Here is an 11,228-nt window from a genome sequence, read left to right on the forward strand (position 1 = left end):
ACCGATAGAATTTCTACACGGCCCTGCGACGCCCAGTGCATGGAGGACCTCCTCGACGCAGCGAGAGACGCCATCGACGAGGCGTACGCGCCGTACTCGGAGTACACCGTCGGCGCGGCACTGGAAACGAGCGATGGCAGCGTCTACACCGGCTGTAACATCGAGAACGCCAACTACAGCAACAGTTTGCACGCCGAAGAAGTGGCCATCGGGGCGGCTGTCAGCGATGGCCACCAGTCGTTCGAACGCGTGGCTGTCACCTCTGGCAAGCGAGACGGCGTCACCCCCTGTGGGATGTGCCGCCAGACGTTCAGCGAGTTCTGTGACGAGTCGTTCGAGATCATCACCGACGGCGACGAGCCGACGGTGTACGAGCTCGGGGAGCTCCTGCCGACGACAATCACCAGCGATCACCTCGACAAATGACAAGCGACAGTGAAGACCCGAACGACGACGTACAGTACCATCTGGAAGTGAGCGAGGACGACGTGGCCGACAGCGTCCTGCTGCCGGGGAACCCCGAGCGCGTCGAGAAGGTCGTCGACTACTGGGACGACCACGACATCGTCGCCGAACACCGCGAGTACCGCACGGCGACGGGTACCCACGACGGGACGCCCATCTCCGTGACCTCGACGGGCATCGGCGGCCCGTCGGCCGCTATCGCGCTCGAAGAACTGGCCCGCGTCGGCGCTGACTCCTTTATCCGCGTTGGCTCCTGTGGCGCAATTCAGGAGGAAGCCAGCATCGGCGACCTCGTCATCACGACCGGCGCAGTTCGGCAGGAGGGGACCAGCAAGGAGTACGTCCGTGAGGATTACCCCGCCAGCGCCGACCATCGGATCGTTTCGGCGCTCGTCGCCGCCGCCGAGGAACTCGGCTACGACTACCACCTCGGCGTCACCTGTTCGACCGATAGTTTCTACGCCGGGCAGTCACGCCCCGGATTCGAGGACTTCGAGGCCAGCGGCAGCGACGAACGCATCGCGGCGCTTCAGGAAGCCGGCGTCCTCAACTTCGAGATGGAGGCCGCGACGATTCTCACGCTCGCAAACCTGTACGGCCTGCGGGCCGGCGCTGTCTGTACGGTGTACGCCAACCGCGTTACTGGCGAGTTCCGCACTGAAGGGGAGCGCAAAGCGGCCAAGTGTGCCAGCCTCGCCGTCTCGTATCTGGCGGAGATGGACGCGGCTGTCGAGGAAGCCGACGCCGACGGGTGGCACGCCGGCCTGTCTATCGACCGCTAAGCTTCTCTACACCCGATAGCCGTGAGCGGCCGCTGTTGCAGTATAGAAGTAGTGCGGTGCCGGACGCTGTGCAGTCGCGGTACAGTGCGGCAGAACAGCATACCGCTCGCCGCTGGCGAGCGGTTTCACTTCTCGCGACCAGCGGGAGCGAGACGGTCGTTTTTAGCGTAGATTTNGAACCCGCTCCCCGCAGCGCCGGAGGCGCGAGGAGAGGGGGTGACGTAAAAAGGTACTCGCTACATATCGGGCCAGGCCTTGGCGGCCCGTCCGACACCGGTAACGTCGTTGATCCAGCGGGCGGCGATGGCTTTTTTCAGCAGTTTCGCGGGCATGCCGCCAAAGGTTTCGATGGGCATGTTCATCACATCGTGGGCGACGGCTTTCTCCCCGACCGAAACGACTGTGCCCTTGTCCTTGTGGGTCCAGGTCTTCAGCGGCTGCCCGCGTGCCGCCCGAGCCAGGTTCTCGCCGGCGACTTCCGCGGCCTGCCAGGCAGCCTGGGCGGTCGGCGGTGCGGGCTGGTCGCCGGGCTGGTCGATCAGCGCCGAGTCGCCGATGGCGAAGACGCGCTCGTCGTCGGTCCGGAAGTTCCCCTCAGCGTGGACCCGGTGGTTGCGCTCGTCTTTGTCCAGTGCAACGTCTTGCATGCAATCGCGGCCGGTGATGCCGCCTGTCCAGACAAGCACGTCGTAGTCCAGTTCGTCCTCGTCGCCGATGTAGACCGTCTCCTCGTCGACTTCGCCGATGAACTCGCCGCACTTGATGTTCACGTCGGCGGCTTCCAGGCGCTTGCGCAGGGCNAGTTCGTCCTCGTCGCCGATGTAGACCGTCTCCTCGTCGACTTCGCCGATGAACTCGCCGCACTTGATGTTCACGTCGGCGGCTTCCAGGCGCTTGCGCAGGGCACCCTGGAGTTCGGGGTCGCTGTTGGGCAGGACCTGATCGAGGCCTTCGACGAGGTGGATATCGATGGGCGCGTTGTGTTCGTCGCGGAATTCGGCGACCTCGCCGGCGGTCTGGATGCCCGAGAGGCCGGCACCGCCGATGACGACCTGTGCCGGGTCGTTGGTGGAGGCTTCGCGGGCCGCTTGCTGAACCTTGTCGTGGATGTCGAGGGCGTCATCGAGGCTCTTGAGCGTCAGGGCGTACTCTTCGAGGCCTTCGATACCGAAGAAGGCCGTCTGGGAGCCCAAGCCAACGAGCAAGTAGTCGTACTCGACGGTGTCGGAATCGGCGAGGTTGACTTCCTGGGCGTCGGTGTCGATGCCGACGACCTCGTCCTGAATGAACTCGGTCGAGGGCTGCTTGATTTCGTGAACGGGGATGGCGATGTTCTCCTGGACGCTCGGGTCCCGGATGCAGCGATGGGACTCGTGCAAGACCAGATGATAATCCGTCTCAGAAACNCTGTCTCACCGTCTAACTCGTCCTCTAAGCTCTTTATTGCCCCTGCGCCAGCATACCCCGCACCGAGCACGACCACGTTCTCTGTCATACCGGTGACTCCGCAACCGACTGATACAAACCCTTTGAAATCCCTCTCAGCGGGGGAACGATTCCCCAGCGCTACTCATCGTAAAGACGGTACGATGCGGCCCCGATGACCGCAGAAAAACAATTCAAAAGACCAGTGACACGTACTAGTGCTCCGGCTCGCCCGCCGGTGCCCGCATATCGTCGATAGCGAGGATGAGCTTGTTGTTCGTGTCGTCCTTGCCTTCGAGGGTCCCGATGATCTGGAGCTTCGACAGCGGCGTCGGACCGACTGTGACCGAGTCGCCCTCATGGAACTCAGAGAGGGTCCCCTGGAGCTGAATCTCCGCACGACACTCCTCAGGGTGGTGGACGCTGGTCAGGTCGATCTCCTCGACGTTCGAGTGTTCGACGAGCTCGCCGTTGTGGCGCAGGGGAACCTCCGCGGCCTGGTCCATATCCTGAATCTGGAGCGCGTCGTAGGCATTCGCGGTGGGCTTGTACCCGCCTTTGGGGCCGGGGACGCCTTCGACCAACTGCAGGGCCTTGAGGCTCTGCATCTGGTTTCGAATTGTGCCGGGGTTCCGGTCGACTTTCTCGGCAATGTCCTCGCCTTTGACAGCGCTTTCACTTTCCCGATAGAGATTTACCAGTTCCTGCAGAATGTTCTTTTGACTGGGTGTCAGTTCGATAGATGACATAATGTCCTGTTCGGTACAGCCGTCCTTAAATGCGACGGTAAACCGTCTGGAAACGTCTTAGAATCGCGGAAAACGTTAGTATTTTATCCCAGTGCTGACCTGACACAGATATGGAAAATCAGCGTGTTCTGGTGACTGGCGGAGGGGGGTTCATCGGGGCAAACCTCGCGAACAAACTGGCCGAGAACAACGATGTCGTCGCCCTGGATGACGGCTACCTCGGCACGCCGGAGAACGTATCAGAAGGCGTAGAGTACGTCGAGCAGAGCGTCCTTGAGGACGACCTGCCGACTGACGTGGACGTCGTGTTCCACCTCGCGGCGCTTTCGTCCTACGCGATGCACGAGGACAACCCCACCCACGGCGCTCGCGTGAACGTCGAGGGGTTCGTCAACACAGTCGAGCAGGCCCGGGACGACGGCTGTGACACCATCGTCTATGCCTCGACGTCCTCCATCTACGGCAGCCGGACCGACCCCTCGCCGGAGGACATGGACGTGACGGTTAACACTGGCTACGAGGCCTCGAAGATGGCCCGAGAGACGTACGCCGAGTACTTCCAGAACCACTACGACCTCACGTTGGCCGGGATGCGCTTTTTCTCGGTGTATCAGGGCTACGGCGGCGCGGAGGAACACAAGGGCGAGTACGCCAACGTCATCGCCCAGTTCGCCGACGACCTAGCCAGCGGCGACGCGCCGAAACTGTACGGTGACGGTGAGCAGACTCGCGATTTCACCCATGTCGACGACATCGTCCGTGGACTCGTCCTAGCTGCCGAACACGAACTGAACGGCGTGTACAACCTCGGCACCGGCGAGGCCTACGACTTCAACACCGTCGTCGAGATGCTGAACGACGAACTGGGAACGGACATCGAACCAGAGTACGTCGAGAACCCGATCCCCGAGGACGTGTACGTCCACGACACCTGTGCCGACTTCTCGAAGATACACGAGGCGACGGGCTGGGAACCGGAGATCAGTTTCGAGGAAGGCATCGAACTGGTCTGTGCGCCCTACACGTAGGGCATCAGTGACGGCCGTCGGCCCAACGCTGGGTCTTTATTCGCCGCCCGTGGAGGTGATAGTATGCAACAACAGGTTCGCGTGCTCGGCGTGCCGATGGACCTCGGTGCCGACCGGCGCGGTGTCGACATGGGACCATCGGCGATACGGTACGGCGGCCTCGCCGACCAGTTGTCGGATATCGGTATCGACTGCATCGACGGCGGCGACATCGCTGTGCCGCGGCCAGAAGAACGCGACCCCGACGCTGGGGGCTTAGAGAACGGCCACGCAAAGTTCTTCAAAGAGACAAAGGAAGTCTGCGAGGACGTGACGACAGCGGTCGATGCGACGTTTCAGGAAGGGCGGTTCCCGCTGGTTCTGGGGGGTGACCACTCTATCGGCATCGGGACCATCGCCGGCGCGGCCCGCGAGGACGAGGAACTGGGCGTCATTTGGTTCGATGCCCACGGCGATTTCAACACACCGGAGACCACACCCAGCGGGAACATCCACGGGATGTCGCTGGCGGCCGTCCTCGGTCTCGGTGCGTTCTCCGACCACGAGTGGGCGCACACGCCGGCGGTGAACGAGGAGAACGTCGTCATCGTCGGTCTGCGAGACGTAGACGACGGGGAACGCCGGTTGATCGAAGAAAGCGATATCACGGCGTACACGATGTCGGATATCGACGCCCGGAGCGCGCCAGCAGTCGTCGACGAGGCACTGGATATCGCGACTGATGGGACGGACGGGATACACGTCTCGCTCGACCTCGACTGGCTTGACCCGACGGAAGCCCCCGGCGTCGGGACGCCGGTCCGGGGCGGCGTCTCCTACCGCGAAGCCCACATCGCGATGGAGTACGTCGCCGAACATCACGACCAACTGCGTTCGATGGAACTCGTCGAAGTGAACCCGATTCTCGATGAACACAACCGCACCGCTGAACTGGCCTGTGAACTCGTCGCCAGTGCCTTCGGCAAGCGCGTCCTGTAGCTACCCGAACCCCTCGTACTGCATTTCGGACTCGGGAATCCCGACGCTTCGCGCGGCCCGGACCAGCGTCGACACCATCGCACTGATGCCACAGGCGTACAGTTCGACGTTTGTCGGATCGATGCGGGCGTCGATGCCGGACTGTGGACGCTGCTTCCGAACAGAATCGAACCGTGCCGGTCGGTCCGGGCTGTCCAGAGTGTCGGTTTCGACGTGGTTGACGAACACCGACTGGACGTAGTCGGTCGCGCCGTCCCAGTCGGTCAGCAGCGGTTCGCGAGTGAGCGACGGAACGAAATGGAAGTGGTCGTACTCGGCGTCGAGCCGCCGGAAGTGCTTGCAGTGGGGCAAATCGTCCTCCCAGCCACAGCCGAGGAACAGCCAGATGTCCCGTGGTTCGCCGTCGACCGCGTCTCGCCCCTGTTCAAATGTGTAGTCGATCATGCTCTTGAACGGCGCGACGCCGGTCCCGGTGGCTAGAAAGACCATGTCCCGGTTCGATGGCGGGTCCAGTACCATGTCGCCGTTCGGCCCGCGAACGACGACCGCCTCGCCTACGTCCACGCGCTCGAACAGCCCGCTGGTGAGCTTCCCGCCCGGGACCAGTCGGATACAGAACTCCAGTTCGTCCTCACTGGGGGAGTTCGCCAGCGAGTACGCCCGCGGCGTGTTCCGGAGTCTGAGCGTGACGTACTGGCCGGGTGCGAAGTCCAGATCTACGTCTGGCTTGACACGGAGTCGCAGCAGCGAGGGATAGGGGCGGTCGAAGCGCTCGGCCAGCGTCTCGATCCGCGCAAGCCGCCGTTCCGACGCCCCCGCGTCACGAACGCGGTCAAGCAACGCCGACCACCGAATCGTCGACCCGTTCCGGACGGCCGCCACCCACGACCGGTCTCCGACGGGTGCGATCAGGTCACGGACAGCCGCTAACACCTCGTTGTTGCGGTTGCGGTCCATCGGTTCGACGAGCGTCACCCGCGCGTCCTCGGTGACCAGCGGCAACTGCGCCGCCCGGTCGTGCTGTGAGAGGTGCCGGGGCAGGTCCATGGGCGGGCTACGTTGCCGACACGGGTATGTCTAGCCCACCACCTTTTTCCGCTCGGGTGGCCACAGGCCACCGCTCGCGGCAAAAACGTGGGCGAAAAAGGCCGCTCGCTTCGCTCGCGGTTCTATTCGGTTTCCGCTGGCACGACCGTTACGCTCGCCACACGGTCGCCGTCTTCGAGTCACATAATGGTCATCCCGCTTCCACCTTTTTCCCGCTCGGGTAGCCTGCGGCCACCACTCGCGGCAAAAACGTGGGCGAAAAAGGCCGCTCGCTTCGCTCGCGGCTACTACTCGGTCTGTGCCGGCACAACAGTCACACTCGCCACACGGTCGTCATCTTCGAGTCCCATGATTGTCACACCCTTCGTGTTCCGTCCGACTTGTGACACGTCGCCGGCGCGGATGCGCATGATCTGGCCCTGTTCGGACATGATGACCAGATGGTCTTCGTCGGTGACCGCTTTAGCGGTCGACACGCGACCGTTGCGGTCGTCGGTCTTGATGTCTATGAGTCCCTTGCCGTAGCGGGACTGCGTGCGGTACTCGTCGAGTTTGGTCCGCTTCCCGAAGCCGTGTTCCGTGACGGTCAACAGCGACCGGGGGTCGTCGTCGTCAGTGGCAACCATCCCTGCAACCTTGTCGTCGCCCTGCAGTTTGATGCCGTTGACACCGCGTGCGGAACGGCCCATCTCGCTGACTTCGCTCTCGCTGAAGCGGATGGTCATGCCGGCCTCCGTGGCGATGACGAGGTCGCCGGTGCCGTCGGTGACGTCCACGTCGATGAGTTCGTCGCCGTCTTCGAGCTTGGCGGCGATGATCCCCGTCGAGAGAATGTTCTCGAACTCCGAACAGCAGGTCCGCTTGACGTAGCCGTTCCGGGTCACCATCGTGATGCACTCGTCGTCGCCGAACTCGTCGGTCGAGACGACGGCGGTCAGTTCCTCGCCGTCGTCGAGGTCGATGAGGTTGATAGCGGATTTGCCCCGTGCGGTGCGGGACATTTCCGGGATTTCGTAGGTCTTGAGCCGGTAGACCTGCCCCTGATTGGTGAAACAGAGCAGGTAGTCGTGGCTGTTGGCCCGGAACACCTTCGAAACCCGGTCGTTCTCCTTGGGGTCGGCCCCGATGATCCCCTTGCCGCCGCGGTTCTGGGGATCGAAGTTCTCGACGGGCATCCGCTTGATGTAGTCGTCCTCGGTGATGACAACGACGCAGTCTTCTTCGGGGATGAGGTCCTCATGGGTGACCTGGCCTTCATCCTCGATGATACTCGTCCGGCGGTCGTCGTCGTAGTCGTCTTTGACTTCCTGGAGTTCGTCTGCGATGACGCTGTCGAGCTTTTCGCGGCTGTTGAGGACGGATTCGAGGTAGTCGATTGTGTTCTGCACGTCCTCGTACTCGTCTTCGATTTCGGCCGATTCCATCGAAGTGAGCGAGCCGAGCTGCATCCGGACGATGTGGGCGGCCTGATCCTCCGAGAACTCGAAGGACTCCTGCAGGCCCGACCGGGCAGCGTCGCGGTCCTCGCTGTTACGGATGAGTTCGACCACGTCCTCGACGTTTTCGAGCGCCTTCAGCCGCCCTTCGAGGATGTGGGCGCGGTCCTCGGCTTCGGCGAGGTCGTACTCGGAGCGCCGGCGGACGACCTCGCGGCGGTGGTCGATGTAGTGCTGGAGGCTCTCTTTCAGCGAGAGGACCTTTGGCTGGCCATCAACCAGCGCGAGGTTGATGACGCCGAACGTGGATTCGAGGTGGTGGTCGAGCAGGCGGTTCTCGACCACGTCGACGTTCGCCCCGCGCTTGAGTTCGATGACGATACGGACGCCGTTGCGGTCGGACTCGTCGCGGAGGTCCGAGATGCCCTCGATTTTCCCCTCGTTTACGTCGTCAGCAATACGCTCGACGACGCGGGCCTTGTTCTCCTGATAGGGGAGTTCGCTGATGACGATGCGACCCTCATCCGGGTCGACCTCGTACTCGGCGCGGACCCGCAGGCGGCCGCGGCCGGTCGCGTACGCCGAGTAGATGGCGTCGCGGCCGACGATGTTGCCGCCGGTCGGGAAGTCCGGTCCCTTGACGTGCTCCATCAGGTCCTCGACCGTGCAGTCGGGGTTTTCGAGCAGGTGGACCGTTGCGTCGACCAGTTCGCCGAGGTTGTGCGGCGGGATGTTGGTCGACATGCCGACAGCAATCCCGGACGACCCGTTCAACAGGAGGTTCGGTACTTTCGACGGCAGTACGTCGGGTTCCTGCAGGCGGTCGTCGTAGTTACTGGAGAAGTCGACGGTGTCTTTCTCGATATCTTCGAGCAGTTCCTCGGCGATGGGGGCCATGCGGGCTTCCGTGTACCGCATGGCGGCCGCCGGGTCGCCGTCCATCGACCCGAAGTTCCCCTGCCCGTCGATCAGCGGATACCGCATCGAGAAGTCCTGTGCCATCCGGACGAGCGTGTCGTAGATAGCCGAGTCGCCGTGCGGGTGGTAATCACCCATCGTGTCCCCGACAATCGAGGAGGACTTCCGGTGGGCGGTATTCGAGGAGACGCCCATCTCGTGCATCGCATAGAGGATGCGCCGGTGGACGGGTTTGAGGCCATCCCGAACGTCAGGGAGCGCTCGACCCGCGATGACCGACATCGCGTAGTCGATGTAGGACTGCTCCATCTCGTCCTCGATGCGGACGTGCTCGATCCGCTCTGCGGGGGCGTTCGAGTCGTTAGCGTCAGAACTCATATGTCGACCCACTCCGCTTCAGGCGAGTGCTCCTTGATGAATTCCTTGCGCGGTTCGACGGCGTCGCCCATCAGGATGTTAAACATCTTGTCCGCGGCCGCGGCATCCTCGATGGTGATCTGTTTGAGAATCCGGTTGTCGGGGTTCATCGTCGTCTCCCAGAGCTGTTCGGGATTCATCTCACCGAGGCCCTTGAAGCGCTGGACCTGCGTTGGATTTCCGTCACACTTCTCCTCGATGATTCTGTCGCGCTCTGCATCCGTCATCGCATCGTACGTGTTTCCGCGGTAGCGGATCCGGTACAGCGGCGGTTGGGAGGCGTACACGTAGCCTGCTTCCAGCAGCGGCTTCATGTGGCGGTAGAACAGCGTCAGCAGGAGCGTCCGGATGTGTGCCCCGTCGACGTCGGCGTCGGTCATCAGGATGATCTTCTCATACCGCAGGTCGTCGATATCGAACTCGTCGCCGATACCGGTCCCCAGCGCGGTGATGAGATTCCGGATTTCGTTGTTCTCCAGAATCCGGTCCAGCCGGTGTTTCTCGACGTTCAGAATCTTCCCCTTGATCGGGAGGATAGCCTGGAAATCCGGGTTTCGGCCCTGTTTGGCGCTGCCGCCCGCGGAGTCACCCTCGGCGATGAACAGTTCGGCTTCCTCGGGGTCCCGCGTCTGGCAGTCGGCCAGCTTTCCGGGCAGTGCGGTCGAGTCAAGCGCCGACTTCCGGCGGGTGAGCTCTTCGGCCTTCTGTGCGGCCTTCCGCGCCTTCGCAGCCTCGACGGCCTTCCCAACGATGGCCTCGGCCGTATCGGGGTTCTCTTCGAAGAAGGTCGCCAGTCCGTCGTGCATCGCCGATTCGACGATCCCGCGGACTTCGCTGTTGCCGAGTTTTGTCTTGGTCTGCCCCTCGAACTGCGGGTCGGGATGTTTGACAGAAATGACGGCCGTCAGCCCTTCGCGGATATCGTCGCCTTTGAGTGTGTCGTCCAGATCTTTCAGCAGATTATTGTCGGTCGCGTAGTCGTTGACGACCCGTGTGAGCGATGTTTTGAACCCTGTGAGGTGTGTCCCGCCCTCGCGTGTGTTGATGTTGTTGGCGAAGGCATGGATCGAACCCTGCAGGTCGTCGGTTCCCTGCATGGCAATCTCGACCTGCACCGGCCCCTCCGCGATTTCTTCTTCGTCCTCGAAGTAGATGATATCCCGGTGGAGCGGGTCCTTCGTCTCGTTCAGGTACTCGACGAACTCGCGGATGCCGCCGTCGTAGGCGAACGTCTCCGTCTCGCCGTCGCGCTCATCGTGGATAGAGATGGCGACGCCGGAGTTGAGGAAAGCGAGTTCACGCAGTCGGGACGACAGTGTCGAGAACTTGAACTCGCCGGTCTCGAAGATCTCGTCGTCGGGCCAGAACCGGACCGTCGTCCCCGTCTCTTCGTCGGGTTCGAGGTCACGGACCTTCTTCAGGTCGTACTCCGGTTTGCCGTGGTCGAAGCGCTGCTTCCAGAGCGCGCCGTCGCGCCTGACTTCGACTTCGAGCCACTTCGAGAGCGCGTTGACGACGCTCACACCGACCCCGTGGAGACCCCCGGAGACCTGGTAAGACTTGTTGTCGAATTTCCCACCCGCGTGGAGAATCGTCATCACGACCTCGACGGCCGGGCGGCCGTGCTCTTCGTGGGTATCGACGGGGATTCCCCGTCCGTCGTCGCTGACAGAGACGGAGCCGTCGTCGTGAATCGTTACGTCGATGTTGTCACAGTGGCCGGCGAGCGCCTCGTCGATCGCGTTGTCGACCACCTCGTAGACAAGGTGGTGGAGGCCGCGAGCGTCCGTCGACCCGATATACATCGCGGGTCGCTTTTGGACGGCTTCCAGCCCTTCGAGGGTCTGGATCGACTTTGCGCCGTACTCATCAGACTCTCCTGACATAGGAACTTACCCGTGCTAATACAGGGGAACGTATAAAGTTCCCGCACGCGCGCGGGGCCGCGGTTTCGGCGATAGTTTTCACTTTCACTCTGGTGGC

At 62.6% G+C, this 11,228-nt stretch carries 9 protein-coding genes; 4 read left to right on the top strand and 5 right to left on the bottom strand.

The window, feature by feature from the left end; all coding sequences use genetic code 11:
* Positions 1-39 precede the first annotated feature (39 nt).
* Positions 40-426, top strand: a complete 387-nt coding sequence (gene cdd / locus C444_RS11980) for a cytidine deaminase (RefSeq protein ID WP_004593122.1) — start codon at positions 40-42, stop codon at positions 424-426.
* Positions 423-1,247, top strand: coding sequence for a nucleoside phosphorylase (locus C444_RS11985; RefSeq protein ID WP_004593123.1), 825 nt, complete (start codon positions 423-425; stop codon positions 1,245-1,247). Before cdd ends, C444_RS11985 begins: the two co-directional genes overlap by 4 nt.
* Before the next feature lie 236 nt (positions 1,248-1,483).
* On the opposite strand, the gene C444_RS11990 is transcribed toward C444_RS11985, so the two are convergent.
* On the bottom strand, positions 1,484-2,632 hold the full coding sequence (locus C444_RS11990; protein ID WP_455549917.1) for an NAD(P)/FAD-dependent oxidoreductase: 1,149 nt from the start codon (positions 2,630-2,632) through the stop codon (positions 1,484-1,486).
* Positions 2,633-2,887: 255 nt separating this feature from the next.
* Positions 2,888-3,421, bottom strand: a complete 534-nt coding sequence (locus C444_RS11995) for an Rrf2 family transcriptional regulator (protein ID WP_004593125.1) — start codon at positions 3,419-3,421, stop codon at positions 2,888-2,890.
* Between the two features lie 110 nt (positions 3,422-3,531).
* Here C444_RS11995 and C444_RS12000 point away from each other — a divergent pair, with 110 nt between their 5' ends.
* Positions 3,532-4,449, top strand: a complete 918-nt coding sequence (locus C444_RS12000; protein ID WP_004593126.1) for an NAD-dependent epimerase/dehydratase family protein — start codon at positions 3,532-3,534, stop codon at positions 4,447-4,449.
* 63 nt (positions 4,450-4,512) lie between these two features.
* Positions 4,513-5,427: an arginase gene (rocF, locus tag C444_RS12005; RefSeq protein WP_004593127.1), complete on the top strand. Its 915-nt coding sequence runs from the start codon at positions 4,513-4,515 to the stop codon at positions 5,425-5,427.
* Here rocF and C444_RS12010 read toward each other — a convergent pair whose 3' ends face one another.
* The 3 genes from C444_RS12010 to gyrB form a co-directional block, all read right to left on the bottom strand.
* Positions 5,428-6,474: an FAD-binding oxidoreductase gene (locus C444_RS12010; RefSeq protein ID WP_004593128.1), complete on the bottom strand. Its 1,047-nt coding sequence runs from the start codon at positions 6,472-6,474 to the stop codon at positions 5,428-5,430.
* Positions 6,475-6,761: 287 nt separating this feature from the next.
* Complete coding sequence (gyrA, locus tag C444_RS12015; RefSeq protein WP_004593129.1) at positions 6,762-9,206, bottom strand: DNA gyrase subunit A; 2,445 nt, start codon at positions 9,204-9,206, stop codon at positions 6,762-6,764.
* Positions 9,203-11,131: a DNA topoisomerase (ATP-hydrolyzing) subunit B gene (gene gyrB, locus C444_RS12020; RefSeq protein ID WP_004593130.1), complete on the bottom strand. Its 1,929-nt coding sequence runs from the start codon at positions 11,129-11,131 to the stop codon at positions 9,203-9,205. The genes gyrA and gyrB overlap by 4 nt, the downstream gene beginning before the upstream one ends.
* Positions 11,132-11,228: the final 97 nt, after the last annotated feature.

Origin of the sequence: Haloarcula japonica DSM 6131, from assembly GCF_000336635.1 — an archaeon.
Classification (GTDB): Archaea; Halobacteriota; Halobacteria; order Halobacteriales; family Haloarculaceae; genus Haloarcula; species Haloarcula japonica.

Coding starts and splice junctions, on each gene's coding strand:
- rocF (WP_004593127.1), top strand. CDS start 4,513: ATGCAACAACAGGTTCGCGTGCTCGGCGTGCCGATGGACCTCGGTGCC.
- gyrA (WP_004593129.1), bottom strand. CDS start 9,206: ATGAGTTCTGACGCTAACGACTCGAACGCCCCCGCAGAGCGGATCGAG.
- C444_RS12000 (WP_004593126.1), top strand. CDS start 3,532: ATGGAAAATCAGCGTGTTCTGGTGACTGGCGGAGGGGGGTTCATCGGG.
- C444_RS12010 (WP_004593128.1), bottom strand. CDS start 6,474: ATGGACCTGCCCCGGCACCTCTCACAGCACGACCGGGCGGCGCAGTTG.
- gyrB (WP_004593130.1), bottom strand. CDS start 11,131: ATGTCAGGAGAGTCTGATGAGTACGGCGCAAAGTCGATCCAGACCCTC.
- C444_RS11985 (WP_004593123.1), top strand. CDS start 423: ATGACAAGCGACAGTGAAGACCCGAACGACGACGTACAGTACCATCTG.
- cdd (WP_004593122.1), top strand. CDS start 40: ATGGAGGACCTCCTCGACGCAGCGAGAGACGCCATCGACGAGGCGTAC.
- C444_RS11995 (WP_004593125.1), bottom strand. CDS start 3,421: ATGTCATCTATCGAACTGACACCCAGTCAAAAGAACATTCTGCAGGAA.